Genomic DNA, 16,104 nt, shown 5'->3' on the forward strand with positions numbered 1-16,104 from the left:
CTCTAATTCTGTGCGCCAACTCTAATTCTGTGCGCCAATTATCATATCTAATAAGTATATTGATTAAATGAAGACTAAACTTAATTTAACCATAGATAGATGATATCGTGTTGGCAGATGTAAAACTATATGCCAGGAAACATCATACAACTATATCCAAACTTGTTGAAGATTTTCTGAAGAATTTAACAATGTCTCCAAAACAAACAAATATCGTTGATTTGGTCCAAGGACTTAACGCACCGCTCATCGACCGACAAACGGATCTGAAGAAACTATACTATGATAAATGGTCAGATTCAACTACTTAACTAAGTTACGGAAGCTGATTGGCAGAAAGGCCAACGTCATCCGCCGGAACGCCTGGCTTTCACCTAATCCCTAATTTCGCTTTCGCTGCCGGCGTCAGGTCGATTCCATCCAAAGCAATAATTAACCTGGTGCCTTTTGATGAATCTATCACATAGCTGATTCCGTTTTCTTTGGCTATTTCGTTGATGGTAGTTATTGCCTTTTCTGATACGGGTTTTGTTAATTCTTTCTTTTTTGCTGCAACCAGTTTAATAGCTTTATCCTGAAAATCTTGCATTTGCGTTTGAATTTCTTGCAACTTTATCCCTATAGCTATGCGAGCGGAGTCTGTGAGTTTTCTGGGCCAGTCATGTGGTTCAGCCGTATATTCATCATTCATAGCTGTTAATTTATCTATAAATTGCTTTTGATAAACATCTACTTGCTTTTTTACTTCTTTTGTTTCGGGCATTTGAGCCATTAAAGCCTCAAGATCAATATAGCCTATTTTTACCTGGGCAGAGGTGGCGTTACTTCCCAATATCAAGCTTAATGATGTGAATCAGAAAATCAACGGCCTTTTCATATCACACAAAGATATATTCCATTTCCGTTGGCAGTCACTTCAAACAATGTTAAAATCTGTTAATTCGATCTGAAATAAAATCCGCTCCCTTAATGTAACTTTGCCCGATGATTTTAGAGGTAGAAGAAGAATTTATTGTTGGCGAGGATACATTTCTGGATAGCGTTGTTCCCGATTCATCGCATGGTGTTGTTTTTGAGGATGACCTTACAACAGGATATTTTTATGCGATAGGAAAAATGCCCGGCCAGGCAATTCTGGATGCCCTACATATTTATAATGTAGCTGATGTAACAGATAAAGATATCCCCTGCAATATTAAAATAGCATGGACCGACGACTGGCAATTGGCTTCGTTATTAATCAATAACTACTGCCACGCCATATTTGATTTTAAAAACAAAGTTGGGTATTCGCGCAATGCCTTCCCGCCGAGCAGTGGGAAATGGAAAACCGATAATGAACGAACTGTTTTGACGGATGAGTTGGTAGATAAGTTGTTGATGGGGAAATAACACCTTAATTGCAGGTGATTTATGGTGTAAAAACGTCAATCACTTCTTTACCAGCTATTGCAAGTTGTTGCGTATCCCTGTTAAACACAATCTGCGCCAAATCCTCTTTATTTACAATACTTGAATTTTGTTTGCCACTGTAAACCGATTCATCTTTATCTATAACTTCTCCGGTATTTAGACTGATAATCTTGGGATAAAGGTAAGTATCCCAGGCACGGTCGGCATCAATAGCAAACAGATTACCAAACTCACCATCAACTTTTACAGGGTTTGATATTTCGTCGGTCTCAATATCCCATATGGCAATGTGTTTTGTCGGGAAATTATCTTCGGCTTCGTCGTCAAATACCTCGTCAGACGTGCCAATCAAAACTTTAGTAGCGGTGATAAAACTTGCGGTACAAACCTCAGCACGTAAACTAGGGTACAAAGCTGAATCATCAAGTAGCAAAGGATTTTTAATGCAGGCTTTAATATTGTAAGCGTAAATTGCTTCCCTTGGATGCCAATGCCAGCCTTTACTCAATAGGTAAGTTCCGTCGGCGCTTAATTCCAATCTTGACTGAAAAAAACCGTCCGGTTCGCGTCCCGCTACATCGGTAACAATCTCCCCTGTTTCAACATTTTCAAAATCAAGTCTGCAATATTCTTTAGGACAATGAATAAGATACGTTGTTCCATCAACGGTTACAAAGGCCACAGGCCACTCATAGACGTTAGCATAATAATATGACCTGTTTATTTCCCTCAATAGGGTATCCCCTTTTAATAGTAAACCTTTCGTACCCATTTTTTGGTAAATAAAAGCATATTTACCGTCAGCTGAGCAAAGGGCACCATTAAAATCTAATGCGCCAAAAGTTTGCGTGCAAAGCTGATTCACTTTTCCGTTCAACCTGTATTGTTGACCGGCGCTTGCCCAATCAACAATGGTATTATTAAACCAAGTTATAGTTTGTATCCAGTTGGCCGTAAGGGTAGTTCTTGTCATGATGTATAATTTTTTTGCCTACCCCACTAATAAAAGCGCCACAAAAACGCCGGCCACCGTAACAACCAAACCGATAAGCGAGGCCAGCAGCGCCCGCCAGATAGTATATACGCCACCACCGGCGGCCATATGGGCCTTCATTTGTGTACCCATGAGTTGTTGCACCAATATATAGGCAGCCCAGCTGTAAGCCAGCGGAATAATATATGTTGGCACTTTCTTAGTATCGGGCAGCATAAATATCACGCCGAATAATACGATTGTTGCAAGAAGGCCAAGCACGATGGCTGTTTTTGATTTTTTGTCTTCGTTAAAAGCCCTGTAATTTTCGGATATGAGGTAGCCTGCAATTATCGGCCCGCCCAAAAAAGTAGCTACCTGTATAGACCGGAGCGTATATATCTTTTGCGAAGTTACATCTACGAAGAGTGATTTTTCTTCCTGTTCAAGGGTTTCCATGCGGTTTAGGAGTTAGTTAGGTTCATTTATACCACGCTAATATATTAAAATTTAGCCTGATGCAAAAAAACGTTATTCCTAACGGGCCGCAGTAAAAAAACGCAGTCTAAAGTATCAAAGCGGCCTTCTCGGCCGTTTTTGTTTTTCGTTTAATGTTCGCGGGTTTACCTTTTGATATTGATTTTTGGGTGTAAAGGATTTTTTAAAAGGTTGCTTTGGAGGTTCCGGCGCTGGCCGCTTGTCGTCGGCAACGCGTACGCTAATCTCACGGTCGTCAATTGTTGAGCCGTTTAACGCATCGATGGCCCTATCGGCACCGGGCTGATCTGTCATATTAATAAAACCATACCCTTTGCTTTGGCCTGTATCAATGTCGGTAATGATCTTTACTTGTTCAACCTGGCCGTACAGGGTAAATATCTCGAGTAATTCAATCTCGTCCATATCGCGGGGTATTCCCACAACAAATAATTTTACCATTCTTTTTATTGATGAATTGCAAATTTAAGTATTGCTATTATCATTCATGCATTTTATGCAAGCAATACCATTAAATATTGCTTTTTTTATGCTGATTTTTCAAATTCAGGTTTGTTTTTTGCAAGTTTTAAACTTATTCCCTCATTTTTTTTAGTTCCCTCAACATCATCCCATAATCCATTCGCCTTGCCATGGCGTTTATGGTACTGGCTATCCTGTTGGCACGGGTCGCATCGGTTTTGGCGCTGTCTATCCATTTTATAAAATAGCCGCGGTGGCTTTCGGCAAGGCTGTTAAAAAACGCTTCACCTTCGGGTTCGTATTCAAAACACTCCAGCAGGTCGGCAGGGATTGCAAATTTAAAATCGTCGTCGGGTTCAAGTTGCGCACGCAGCATAGCGCCGCGGCTTTTGTGCAGGGCTTTGCAAACATCTTTTTTTAACGCCATGATAAAATTGCCCTCGCCCATAGGCATCAGGGCCATTCCACGTACGTCTAAATTATCGAGTTTGCCCCTTACCCGGAAGGATTTCTTGTTCCCGGGCTTCATTTCCTGCGCTAAATCGGCCGGAATCTCAATATAAGTCCATCCTGTTTTTTCACCCTGTTCAGCAAATTGCAAAATAATGGTAGTAAAATCAACCATAGTGGGGTATATATTATATTTCTGTTGCTAAATATTTAATAAAAAATACCAATTGTTAAATGTTTGTTAAATCGTACAAATCTATTGATTTAKCTGTAACGAATGGAATACTGCCGCTGTCTTATAGATATAAATTAAAAAACAAATAACCTCAAAACAACAACAATATGAAAACCTTAAAATCAATAATCGCAGCATTTGCTTTAGTAATAGTTTGTGGCGCAGCCAAAGCCAACGTAATTTCAGAAGGCGATAACCTTACCCGCAATTTCGCAATAAATACGTATGTAGACGCCATGACCCGCGGCAAAATCCAGGGCCTTGGTGATGTGGTTGATCAATCGGCTAAATTTAATATGTTACGTGGTAAAAACGTGTTAAGCTTTACCAAAAACGAAATGATTGAGTCGATAAAATCAAACAAAAATATCGAGCAAAATTGCACCACCAGCACTACCATCATGGAAAGCAACGCCGACCTGGCTGTGGTAAAAGTTGATATGCAGTTTGATGGCTTTGTGCGCACCAACTACGTAACGGTTGCCAATACCGGCAAAGGCTGGAAAATTACTAACGTGTACAGCGTTTTTAAATAAAAAAGAGAGTTTTAGTTTAGTGTTTATAATGTAAGTAAGTATAGACCCCGCCAGGCGGGGTCTTTTTTATTTGGCGTAATTTTTACGATTAAGGCTAATTGTAAAAATTAAAGAGGTTGGGCAGAGCAGTTCCCACTAAAGAGGAGCAGGTATCAAATAATCTCGAATGCATAGCACGCTGTAACACACCCGACCTCGAGAGGACATTTACCTTTGCTTTGGGGGATTACTTCCCCGCTGTTGTATCCCGCTCCACCAATTCCATACCACATTTGGTGCATGTGCCGGGTTTATCAAAAGCTAAATCGGGATGCATGGTGCACATGTATTTGCTTTGCTTTTTTACTACTGTCTTTTCGGCCGGGCTGCTGCATGAGGTAACGCTGCCCAAACCAAATGTGGCTACTGCCAATATGATAATGATTTTTTTCATGATTACTTGTTATTTATAAATGAGGCAAAGCCAAACAAAGATACAACCAGTACGCCCAATGCGGCAAGCATACTTACAATGTCGCGAATATTTTTACCGGCCCAGGTCATACCGAAATATTTATGCAGGAAGATGAAGGAGAGGCCTTCGGCCCTATCAATACCGGTTACTTTGGTGGCCAGTTTAGCCGTGGTGGTTTCGATATACCAGTTATCTCCATTAGGATAGCTTACCCGCTCAACCGGCAGGCGTTTGTTGATAAAGCCGTATTCGTTATCAAATTGCTTCACCTGATGTACCGTAACCCGGCCGCTAAAGGTTTTGAGCTCATCGGTATGATAATAAGTGCTCAGGAACCTGGCATAGTCTTCATCGGCATTAAGCTGTTCCTTACCGTCGCTGGCATTGAAATAGGTTAGCTGCTTTTGATTGTCGGTCACTTGGTAAAATACATTACCATTAAAACTGGTGAGTCCAACCTTGCAGATCAGGCTATCGGCAAAGGGCAATGTTAAATTAGATACGCCCAACTGTTCGCGTTTGATGATCTGCCCATAATCTGCTTTAACCGGAACGCTGTTGTGCAGCTTCACTGCCAGGTGAAACGCGCCGCTAATCACGAAGGTAAACATTACAAAGGATACGATAAGCCCTATTTGCCGATGAAAACGGTGTACGAAACGTTTATCCTCCGCCCCCTTAGTTTTGCGGTTTTGGGCGATGGTTTTAAACTTCTTCCACATTAAACCATAAACCGTTAACCCGCTGATAAGCGCAAACAGCATGATAGCCATAATAATGAGTAATACCACGTTACGGAAAGTATCGCCACCCCAGCGGGCCAAAAACTGCCAGGTATGAAACTCCTCAAACAACGACAAAAAAGCCTTCCGGGTATTGTTATTGAAAGTCCCCATGCGGTTTTGGCCTGTCTCTACATAAACATCCATCCCATCGGGCCTGTCGAAAGAAACTTTGAATACAGGCAGTAAATGGTTAATAGGCTGATACTCGCTATCAAAACTACGCTGAAGGCTCATTTGTATTGCCGATGTGCTGTCCTGTACAAAATAGCGGGCCAGGTATTCGGCATAGTCGGTATCACCATGCGGTAACAATACACCGTCGGTTGCCGAATAGTAATTATATGTACTATCTACCCCAAGTACCTGGTAAAAGGTGCCTTTTTTAAAGTTGATGAGGTTGAAGTTCCGCAAGGCAGTAATATGGTTACGGTCCAACACCCGCTGAATGGTGAGCACAGGTTTCATTTTACTTTGCGACAAAGGTTTAAATACTTCCTTTGCAATGGACGGCCTGAACCAGTTGGACATAAACGGGTGCGATAACCCGCTCAATGTCCAGAAGATGACCGGGATAAGGGCTGCTAAACCCAGCACCCGGTGCCATTTATAAAAGTTGCTTTTTATTGCTGATGATGCCATTAATTAATATTTTGAAAATGAATAACTGATGCCCAAGGTATAAGTACGCGGTGCGGCGGCATTGTAGGTATCGCCGTACTGGTTACTGGTTACCGTTGTAGCATAAAGTTTATTGGTTAAATTTAATACATTAAACCAGATGCCCGCCCCTTTTAGCACATCGCTTTTAACATCATAACCTACACGCAGGTTGTAAATATTATACCCACTATAGGTTTTGGTATTGGCCGGATTGGTATAGTACTGGTTAATATGCTGCCACTCGCCTGCTACCCTGAAGCCTTGCAGATAGGCCGGCTTGTAAGTAAGTTCGGAATTGGCAATCCAGGCCGGGGCGTTGTTCATGCGGTTGCCATCGTACTTAATTACCGTGCTAGTGCCAGTGCTGTAACTGGTGCTTACTTCGCTGTAATTAACATAGGTGTGGCGTGCATTGGTGCCGCTAAACCTAAAAGTTAATTCCTTAACAGGGGCTATAGTTAGCGAGTACTCCACCCCACGGTGACGGGTAGCACCCGCGTTTTGGTTCTGCGTAGTATTATCGGGCAAAAGCTGGCTGATAATCTCATTACGGCCCTCCAGGTCAAATAAACTCATTTCAAAATACAGTATTTTGTTAAAGGCCGAGAACCAGCCGCCTATTTCGTAGTTATCAAACGTAGCCTGCTTTAAAGGCGTTAACTGTCTGGAACTGTACAAATCGCTGGTTTCTGGCGGTTGGAAGCCTACGCTGTAATTGGCATACAAACCTTTGTTGCTGCCTAAATCATATGTCAAACCCAGCTTAGGCGCCACAATGTTAAAGTTATTGGTTTCCTGCTGTTTGTATTTGGTACTACCGGCAGGCAGACTATTGGTAAAATCGTAATGCACTCTATCATACCGCAAACCAGCCACTATGCGCAAGGCTTCGACGGGTTTAATTTCATATTGGATATAAGCGGCCGTGTTGAATAACTTGATACGGTAATCATCAATATACTTGCCGGTATTGGTAAAGCCGGAGTAGTAGTTATTCTGCACATCCTTATCAATATCAAGGTATTGGGCATAGTACGAACTTGGGCTATCATCCACATAAACCCCTCCTATAAGCCTGGAATGCAGAAAATCAAAATTGACCCTATGCTGTGCCAACAAGCCATAGCTCTGAAAACGCTGATCATTCACCTGCCCGTTACTGCTCAGGTAGTTGCCTGTATTGTCCCTAACGTCGGATATGAAATAGCTTGGCAACTGAGCCGTTGAATTATGGCGGAAGAACAGGGTCACAAAAGTGGCGTTATTTCCATTCCACTGATGATCCAGCCTGGTGCTGGCCCTGAACGACTGGACCTTGCGATAGGTAAAACGCTGATTAGCACCGTAGCTCCTGTTATAAAAGTGGGCACTGTCAAGGCTGCCTGGCGTTTGGGTATTGAGGTAATTATATGCTGCAGAAGTGGTTAATCGTGTACCCGCATTAAAATCATACGTAGTTTTAAAGTTGGCCGAATACTTATCAAAATCAGAATAATCCTGCCAGCTGTCTTTTTGGCGACCAATGTAACCGCCTATATAAAGGCCGAATTTGCCTTGCGTAAAACCGCCATCTGCATCAACCCGGCGGTAGTGATAGTTATCGCCACGGATAGAAACGTCGCCCGCATAACCCGAGGGCGGTCCTTGAGTGATAAAGTTTACAGCGCCACCAATGGAGTTACTGCCATACAATGATGATGCCGGCCCTTTGATCACTTCGATATCCTTAACGCCCGACATGTTAATCTCGTACAGCGAGTTATGGTTAAAAATCCCCGTTGGGCGTATTGGTAAACCATCCTCCATGTACAGGTAAAGGGCGTTGTAAGTAATGGGCTGGCGGATAGCCATAGTATGCTGCTCGTTCCCCAAATCAACCATGTAAACGCCGGCTACTTTGTTAAGCAGCTGGTACAGGGCTGTTGCTTTGGTATCTTTTATTTGGGTAGAGTTTATTTTGCTGATGGCAATTGGTGCATCCTGCCTCGCCTGCCCCTGCCTGCTGGCTGTAACTACTACGGGCTGAAGGTCTAAGGTAGATGGCACCAAAGCGACATCTGCCTTGCCGCCGGTAACGTTAACTACTTGTGTACTATAGCCAACCATTGTTACTTTAATTTGGCTGATGCCGGAACTTACAATAACGTACCGTCCTTTGGCATCGGCTACCCCCAGCTTTTCGCCGCTGGTATTGGCGATGATAGCACCGGGCATGGTCTCGTGGGTATTGGCATCGGTCACCATAACCTGTATATTAATCTGGCTGTAAGCCAGGGTGTTAAGTATTAAAAACAATATAGATAGAATGAAAAATCTCTTCATGTATTAAGTATGGGGAGTTACCTCGGATGGATAAATAAATTGTATCCGGATGAGTGATTTTAATTAGGTATTGCAAACGTAGCGCGGCAACCTCGTCGCAAGCAAATCGAATGGGCAAGGCTACGAGGCTGCTTCGTCGTTCCTCCTCGCCATGACAATACAGGAGAGCATATAACAACGCCTGCACAAAGCTCACAGCAAAGCCGTATCAATCAAAAAACATCCGGGAAAAAATGAGTAGAATTTATCCTAACTGCGGGGGCTGAAAGATCACTGCGGCCGGGGTTGGTGGCAGGCAGTCATCATACGGGGTATCAATTACTTGCAACAGGCTGGAGTGGAATTTCATGTCAGTACTACTGACAACAAATACTTCCTGGAAGAGGCTCTTTTGCGACTGCCTTTCGTCGCTGGCCTGCTTATCATCAGCCTGTTTGATCTTTTTGGCGAAGTAACATTTGCCATCGCAATGCACGGCGGGCTTATCCCGGTTTTCGCAAAGGGTGGTGGCAATGTAATTCCTGTTCAGTTCAAATCCCGCGTATACAAAAAATCGCGAGAAATTGACCGCTGCCAGCGAAAAGATCAATAAATAGGCTGTTATACGTTGCAGCATAATGCCGCAAAGGTAGCCGCTATACGGTTAAGAAACAACCAGGGTATTCGGTTTTTTGCGGGAATACAAAGTTGTCCGGACGCGAACATTATCAACTACCTAAATAACAGGACATTAAGTGTTCGACGCAAAAACACTTTACGTTATTTTGACCTGATAGAACTGATTTTACCAGAATCATTGTAGCTTTATGCAAGTATGATAGCTATGTTTTGCTGAGTGAATTTATCAACAGTAACCTTTTAAACAAAAACAGCACATCCTATTAAAATGCCAATCACACACCTAAACCCAATAACAGAAAAATTCAAAAATATTTTTTTATTGATGACCTTGCTTCGATATGGATTTCATATCACTGCTTTCCTGTTTTTTTACTTCATTGTCGACCGTTCGTATTTTCCGGTACAGCAATATTTTGTAAAATCTTTATCCAGCCTCCAGTATGTCACCCCGGTATCGGTGTCACAGTACGTCTTTAGCGCTTTAGTGTTTTTTTCGGTATTATGTTACCGGGCCGATTACAAGATCATCCGGAAATGTATGCTAAAAGAATATAAAATACTATATCTTTTAACTTTGGATGCCTTTTGTTTGTTGTTAGCTACTTTGGTTATGGTTTGTTTTAACAACCTGGTTTACAACCGAAATCAAATCGTAGATACCTTATCCCTGAATAGTATTTCAACCGTTCTGGTGTTGATATATCTTAAAGATTGGATTTTTATCAGGATGCAAAGCCGACCATGAAAGTATTACCAAGCCAAAAGATGGGCCTCGGTAGTGAGTTTTGCTATTAAATAGAATCCGCCACTGCTATCCAACACCGAATGTATAACGTCTAAAGCCGAAGTTTTCCTCCATTTCAGGTATTTTACATCCGGTGCCCGATTTTTAATTATGCTAATTATAGGTTTACCTGTAGTACTTGGCCATTAACTTTTACCCCTGAACATCGAGAAAATCCAGATGATTAGGGCGATAACTACAATTATAGCTATAACGCCGGTAATTGCGCCGGCTTTAAAAATTCCGCCGATAACTGAACAACTGTTTAATAGTGCCATAAGGCAAATAATGGCTGGTAAATAGATTTTTTTCATGGTTTTGTTTATTTGTAACTGTTATTTAAAGTTGTTGTATAACACGCAGGTTAATAGCTATCGGGGTTTTGCCACAGGGCCGAATTATCACGTACATGGCTAAGGCCTTCTATTACCTCTTCCACTTCATCGATATTAAGCTCCAGCTCGCCATCAGCAGTGTAGCTAAAAACATGTCCCGGTTTTTCAAAGGTGATAAAACCGTAATAATTGGGATCGTCGATCCTTTTTAAGTGAAGGGTACTTTCCCGCGAACGTTTTTGCTGTGGTGTGCTGATGCCGTCATCAACAAATATGCTGTAAGTGAAGGTGAGTATAGCGTGACCATCCAGGTGCGCTATCGTATCCGGGATAACTATTAATTTTTTACGATTTTGTAATGTAAGGTTAATGGGTGTCATAAATTTTACTTACCAAAAAGCTCTCCAATCCAATAGTTAAGCTGTAATTGAAAGGCAACGCGCTGTAAGGATATTTTTATGTATATTAAAACAGAATTGGTTGTAGCAGTACCTGGAATCTCTGGTTTATAGTAAAAAGGCCGCCACCAGGGCAGCCCTTCCATGAGTATTTTTTACTACTTGCGCCTGTTTAAATAAGCTTCTACATCCTTAGCAGTATTACCTGCTACAGCCACGGCATTTTTTAAAACTTCGGCACTTACGTTAAACTTTTCGCTCCAGTACTCCACTTCGTAATTTTCGCTAATGTTTATCAGCTTGCTATCCGGGTTCCCGGTGATGGTTTTGTCGTCCATAATTACAAAATTTTATAGTTCACCTTCTGCCGGTTCATTTGCTGCCTGCTCGTTGGCATAGCTTTCGGCTATTTCGGTTAGTAGGGCATCGGCGGTTTTTTCTTCGTCGAGCGTTAATACCAGGGTTTCGGCAATGTCATAATAGCCCAGTGTTTTGGCTAATGCTACCATGCCGCCGTACGAGGCAATTTCATAATGCTCGGCTTTTTGCCCGGCAAATATCAAGCCTACATCGCGTTGCGCTGTACCCTCTTCTGTAGCATCGATGATTTCATCGCCTTCATCAACTATACCTGCCATCGCATCGCATTTTCTTGATTCCGGCTCCAAACCCAAAATGCCAAAAATTTGTTCCAGTCGGCTAACATGCGTTTCTGTTTCGGCCAGGTGGCCTTCAAAAGCGGTCCTCAATTCCGTCGAGGTAGCAGCTTCAGCCATTTCGGGCAGGGTATCTACTAATTTGTTTTCGGCCCATAGTAAATCTTTCAGTTCGTTCACAAAAAATTCCATCAATTTTGAATTGCCGGTTTCTGCATCCATTTCGTCGGTATACACACCTTCGGCCTGTACATTTTCATATTCGGGTGCGTAAGCTTTTTCCTGTTCAAAAGTTGTGGCGTCGCTTGTATAAGCGGATGCAGCCGTACCAGCGCCGGGATAAATACCTTGCACCGTGCCTTCTTCATCGCCACCGCGATAATCGTCGTCATCGGCGGCCGACTGATCGCGTAAAGATTTAATCAGATCATGACCTTCGATAATACCACGTTGCTGGGCCTGTAATACCTGCACCAGCTCGGGATTAAGCTCATTATCCGGGTCAAGTGCCGATTCGTAGGCCGATTTGATAGCATCTTCCCCGCGTTCGCACTCGTTCAGGATGGCTTCCCTATCGCTGCCTGTAAATGCCGATTTAATATCGAGCCAGGTACGGTGTAAGGCGCCCGATGCGCTTGTGCCCTCGGCAACGTCATCGTGGTATTGCTCGGCAATGCCCGTTAGTTCGGCCGAGTATTGCCCACTTTCGCCTGCCAGTTTAGTAAAAACAGAGATAAGTCCGCTGTCTTGTTCGTCTAAATCGCGGCTGGCTTTTTCAAAGCCTTCCACACGGTCGTTGTTAATCCGGATCAGATCATTGATCACATCCAGTGCTTTTTCAGAAATTTCCATAGGTGTTTGTTTGTATATGTGTTGATTGGTAAATGCGGTGTAACCTGGCCCACGCAGGTTTGTATTTGCAAGATCTGCCTCATCATGGTGCTTAAGCTTATCCACTATAGCAGCTACGCGCTCCTTACGGTGGTTTATTTGCTCCTGGCTCTCATTGTCAAGGCAGGTATAATCTTCGGGCAATCCGGGTGGAGTATTCATGTCAGCCATATCCTGTCTTTTTGTTTAAAAATTATAATCCCCTGATTCGACTTTATTCATCTTCAATTTCCATTTTTATTTATTTATAAATAAATTATTCTATTTATAAGAAATATTAGCGTGATTAGATAACTACCGTAAAAGGATTATGTTTTGAGCGATTGCAAATAATAGTTGGAATTATTACTATTTGCCAACAACGATAAATTATTCCGAATCAGAAATTAACCAGGCGTTAGCATGCGGGCTAATTAGCGTGAGAGGCAAAGGCGGATAAGAGGCTAATCCTAAACGGCTTTAACCGGGTACTTGAGCCAAGGTGGTTAGCCGATTAAGTATGATATTCTATTGAGTATTGGGTCGATGGAGTTTAATCCTGTCGCTTGTACCAGTGCCTAAGCCCCGCGGATCTATTCAGAATAAACCGCGTGTTCTATAAGCGCACGCAACCGTCCGCCTGCGAACGTTCAATAGCACAACAAAATCAGTAAATTACTACCTTTCAATTAGTTATAAAACTGGCATGATTTTATTACCCTATCGATTCAATTACATTGTGGCTATGCTAAAGAATTATTTTAAAACCGCCTGGCGAAATTTGTTTCGCAACAAGTTCTATTCGTTAATCAATATAACCGGCCTTACTGCCGGGCTGGCCATTGGCATATTGATATTGCTTTGGGTACAGGATGAGTTAAGTTTCGATAGCTTTCACAGCAATGCCGATAACATTTACCGCGTAGAGCTTTTTGGCGGTACGGGCGCCAGTAAACAAATCTGGCAAACCACAGTAGCTCCTATCGGGCCATTGGCTAAACAGGAACTCACCGATGTGCACGAGCAGGTACGAATTACCCCCAACTGGTTTTTCTCGTTATATAAATACAAGGAAAAAGTTTTTGGCGAACAAAGCGTGGGCTTTGCCGATCCTTCGCTATTCAACGTGTTTGATTTCCCGCTTATTGAAGGCAATACCGCCAGGCCATTTCTTAATGACAACTCGGTTGTCATTACCAAAAACACTGCTCAAAAATATTTTGGCACCGAAGATCCCATTGGCAAAGTGATTGTGGCAGAAGGTAAGGAAAACTTTACCGTGAGCGGGGTTATCAACGATTTTCCGCTTAACTCCAGCATCAACTTTGATATGCTTATGCCCATGAGTTACCACGTTAAATATATACTGGAACACGGCAAGGTAGATGCTAACACCGATTTTAATAACTACTCTTATCAAACCTATTTTAAACTAAAACCGGGCACATCGTTAAAAAAACTCTCGGCCGATTTGTTCAGGATCCACATTAAGCATCGCGCCGAAGATACCGATGCCGACTACCTGCTGCTGCCCATCAATAAAATGCACCTGTACAATGCCGACGGCACCGATCACGGCATCCAAACGGTACGCATTTTTGTTATCATAGCTTTGGTAATACTACTCATTGCGTGCATCAACTATGTGAACCTTTCTACCGCCCGCTCGCTTTTGCGCGCCAAAGAGATTAGCATGCGCAAAATTATAGGGGCTGGCAAAATACAGCTATTTATGCAGTTCCTGGTCGAGACCGCCCTGCTTTTCGCCATCTCCACGCTGTTTGCCTTGTTCGCCATATACCTGCTCATGCCGGTATTTAACCAACTGGCCGGCAAACAGTTAGTATTTAACCTACTCGATCCGCATATCTGGCTTATCATCAGCATAACAGTAGTAGCTACCCTGGCCCTATCCAGCATTTACCCGGCCATGCTGCTATCCTCATTTGAGCCTTTAAAAGCGCTTAAGGGCAAAATAAACGGCAGCATTGGCGATGCCATGTTCCGCAAAATACTGGTGGTAGTGCAGTTTACCTTTTCGGTAGTGCTTATTGTGAGCACTTTGGTTATCACCCGGCAATTAAAATACATCCAATCAAAAAATTTGGGGTACGATAAAAGCCATGTTTTTGGGGTTTGGATGCGCGATGCCTCAAAACATTACGATGCCGTGCGGGCCGAGCTTTTGAAGCAGCCCGGTGTAGAAGGTGTAACCCGCGCAACCGGCAACATTATCAACAGCGGCGGCAATATCTCGGGCGACAACTCCTGGGATGGCAAAGCGCCAGGCCAAACCTTTATCCTGCACCCTATGGGGATAGATAAGGATTTCATCTCGTTTTTTAAGCTAAAAATGCAGCAGGGAAACACCTTTAGCGGTGCTGTGGCCGACTCCACCCATTTTATCCTCAACGAAGCAGCCGTAAAAGAAATAGGCCTTAAAAACCCCATCGGCAAACGCTTCCGTTTTCAAAAAACTAACGGCACTATCATTGGCGTAGTAAAAGATTTCCATTTTGCCAGCATGCGCGAAAAAATTGCGCCGGCCCTCTTTTTTTACAGACCAGCCGTTTATCAAACCTTATATATTAAAGCCAACACCAAAAATGCCGCTGCAGCTATAGCCGCGGCCGGCGACCAGTTTAAACAATACAACGGCGAGTTCCCTTTTAGCTATAACTTCCTGGACGAGATTTTCAACAACCTTTACCAGGGCGAACAGCGCGAAGGCACCCTGTTTAACTACTTTGCAGGCATGGCCATACTTATATCCTGCCTGGGCCTGTTGGGCCTGGCCGCCTACACCGCCCAGGTGCGCACCCGCGAAATTGGTGTGCGCAAGGTATTAGGCGCATCAGTTACCGGCGTTATAGGCCTGCTGGCTAAAGATTTCATCAAACTGGTGCTTATAGCCATCGTAGTAGCTTTCCCATTGGCCTGGTATGCCATGAACAACTGGCTGGATGGCTTTGCCTACCGTATCCCGATCCACTGGACTGTTTTTGTGTTAGCCGCATTTATAGCTATCGTTATCGCTTTTGTTACCATCAGTTTTCAATCCATCAAAGCAGCGCTGGCTAACCCGGTGAAGAGTTTAAGGAGCGAGTAGGGAGAGTTTTATTACCTTCCTCTGAGGGTCTCTCCAATGCTACTAAGTTAAGGAATTGACGGGCTGCTCCATCGGAGCAAAACATTTGTAGCATTTATAATTTAACATTTTTGCGTGCCGTAGGTACGCTAAATAAGTTCCGTACCTACGGCACGGAGCATTATTTTTCCATTTTTTATACAAATGTTATACCCCTACTACGGGGTTGAAAACGTTTAACTTAATAGCATTGGAGAGCCCCCGCGGGGACAGAAAATTTTGAATTTCATTGATCTATGGCTGGCGTATTGGCGAATGGTATAGGTTAAAAATCCAAAAGAGGCCGTATCATAAATCAAATGATGCGGTCTTTTTATTTTACGGCGGATAAATCGATTTCAAGTAGTTTTTTGATGTTGATTTCGAACTAACGAATATTATTGATTAAGAACGAGTGAAAAGAAGGCCTTTAGGCAGCTTTTTTTCTTAGGTTTTGTGCGATTGAAAGTAAGCCCCATTCTATCGCTACTTTTTCTTTCCCACGGAGCATGAAGCGTCGGAACC

At 43.0% G+C, this 16,104-nt stretch carries 17 protein-coding genes; 4 read left to right on the top strand and 13 right to left on the bottom strand.

The genetic code is table 11. From position 1 onward, the window contains the following. Positions 1-107: 107 nt before the first annotated feature. On the top strand, positions 108-311 hold the full coding sequence (locus AC1DV1_RS30200; protein WP_477368169.1) for a DUF6364 family protein: 204 nt from the start codon (positions 108-110) through the stop codon (positions 309-311). A gap of 59 nt (positions 312-370) precedes the next feature. Here the strand turns inward: AC1DV1_RS30200 and AC1DV1_RS30205 are convergent, their stop codons facing one another. Further along, entirely contained in the window at positions 371-832 is a 462-nt protein-coding gene (locus tag AC1DV1_RS30205; protein WP_477368173.1) for an OmpH/Skp family outer membrane protein, read from the bottom strand. A gap of 152 nt (positions 833-984) precedes the next feature. Here AC1DV1_RS30205 and AC1DV1_RS30210 point away from each other — a divergent pair, with 152 nt between their 5' ends. Then, positions 985-1,392 (top strand): DUF2251 domain-containing protein, encoded by a 408-nt coding sequence (locus AC1DV1_RS30210; RefSeq protein WP_477368176.1) that lies wholly within the window; start codon positions 985-987, stop codon positions 1,390-1,392. 19 nt (positions 1,393-1,411) lie between these two features. Here the strand turns inward: AC1DV1_RS30210 and AC1DV1_RS30215 are convergent, their stop codons facing one another. The 4 genes from AC1DV1_RS30215 to AC1DV1_RS30230 all read right to left on the bottom strand — a co-directional run bounded on the left by AC1DV1_RS30215 (position 1,412) and on the right by AC1DV1_RS30230 (position 3,971). Then, positions 1,412-2,386 (bottom strand): hypothetical protein, encoded by a 975-nt coding sequence (locus AC1DV1_RS30215; RefSeq protein WP_477368179.1) that lies wholly within the window; start codon positions 2,384-2,386, stop codon positions 1,412-1,414. Between the two features lie 18 nt (positions 2,387-2,404). Beyond that, positions 2,405-2,845 carry a hypothetical protein gene (locus AC1DV1_RS30220; protein WP_477368182.1) on the bottom strand — a complete coding sequence of 147 codons (441 nt, stop codon included), beginning with the start codon at positions 2,843-2,845 and terminating at the stop codon, positions 2,405-2,407. 114 nt (positions 2,846-2,959) lie between these two features. Continuing rightward, on the bottom strand, positions 2,960-3,325 hold the full coding sequence (locus AC1DV1_RS30225) for an RNA recognition motif domain-containing protein (RefSeq protein WP_477368185.1): 366 nt from the start codon (positions 3,323-3,325) through the stop codon (positions 2,960-2,962). Positions 3,326-3,458: 133 nt separating this feature from the next. Then, a complete protein-coding gene (locus AC1DV1_RS30230) occupies positions 3,459-3,971 on the bottom strand; it encodes a YdeI/OmpD-associated family protein (RefSeq protein ID WP_477368188.1) in 513 nt (170 codons plus the stop codon). A gap of 167 nt (positions 3,972-4,138) precedes the next feature. Here AC1DV1_RS30230 and AC1DV1_RS30235 point away from each other — a divergent pair, with 167 nt between their 5' ends. Further along, complete coding sequence (locus tag AC1DV1_RS30235; protein ID WP_147057507.1) at positions 4,139-4,567, top strand: nuclear transport factor 2 family protein; 429 nt, start codon at positions 4,139-4,141, stop codon at positions 4,565-4,567. A 226-nt stretch (positions 4,568-4,793) separates the two neighbouring features. Here AC1DV1_RS30235 and AC1DV1_RS30240 read toward each other — a convergent pair whose 3' ends face one another. The 8 genes from AC1DV1_RS30240 to AC1DV1_RS30275 all read right to left on the bottom strand — a co-directional run bounded on the left by AC1DV1_RS30240 (position 4,794) and on the right by AC1DV1_RS30275 (position 12,644). After that, a complete protein-coding gene (locus AC1DV1_RS30240) occupies positions 4,794-5,000 on the bottom strand; it encodes a heavy metal-binding domain-containing protein (protein WP_477368192.1) in 207 nt (68 codons plus the stop codon). Positions 5,001-5,002: 2 nt separating this feature from the next. Then, a complete protein-coding gene (locus AC1DV1_RS30245) occupies positions 5,003-6,445 on the bottom strand; it encodes a PepSY domain-containing protein (protein WP_477368195.1) in 1,443 nt (480 codons plus the stop codon). Between the two features lie 3 nt (positions 6,446-6,448). Next, the gene (locus AC1DV1_RS30250; protein WP_477368198.1) at positions 6,449-8,788 is read right to left on the bottom strand and encodes a TonB-dependent receptor; all 2,340 of its coding nucleotides are present in this window, start codon (positions 8,786-8,788) and stop codon (positions 6,449-6,451) included. 244 nt (positions 8,789-9,032) lie between these two features. Next, positions 9,033-9,404 carry a hypothetical protein gene (locus AC1DV1_RS30255; RefSeq protein ID WP_477368202.1) on the bottom strand — a complete coding sequence of 124 codons (372 nt, stop codon included), beginning with the start codon at positions 9,402-9,404 and terminating at the stop codon, positions 9,033-9,035. 935 nt (positions 9,405-10,339) lie between these two features. Further along, a complete protein-coding gene (locus AC1DV1_RS30260; protein WP_477368205.1) occupies positions 10,340-10,507 on the bottom strand; it encodes a hypothetical protein in 168 nt (55 codons plus the stop codon). A gap of 50 nt (positions 10,508-10,557) precedes the next feature. Further along, on the bottom strand, positions 10,558-10,908 hold the full coding sequence (locus AC1DV1_RS30265) for a hypothetical protein (protein WP_477368208.1): 351 nt from the start codon (positions 10,906-10,908) through the stop codon (positions 10,558-10,560). Between the two features lie 176 nt (positions 10,909-11,084). Continuing rightward, positions 11,085-11,264: a DUF3606 domain-containing protein gene (locus AC1DV1_RS30270; RefSeq protein WP_477368211.1), complete on the bottom strand. Its 180-nt coding sequence runs from the start codon at positions 11,262-11,264 to the stop codon at positions 11,085-11,087. A gap of 12 nt (positions 11,265-11,276) precedes the next feature. Then, complete coding sequence (locus tag AC1DV1_RS30275) at positions 11,277-12,644, bottom strand: DUF892 family protein (protein WP_477368214.1); 1,368 nt, start codon at positions 12,642-12,644, stop codon at positions 11,277-11,279. Positions 12,645-13,197: 553 nt separating this feature from the next. On the opposite strand from AC1DV1_RS30275, the gene AC1DV1_RS30280 reads away from it, so the two are divergent. Further along, entirely contained in the window at positions 13,198-15,561 is a 2,364-nt protein-coding gene (locus tag AC1DV1_RS30280) for an ABC transporter permease (protein WP_477368217.1), read from the top strand. Positions 15,562-16,104 lie beyond the last annotated feature (543 nt).

The sequence above is a fragment of the Mucilaginibacter sp. P4_D1 genome, from assembly GCF_056401935.1.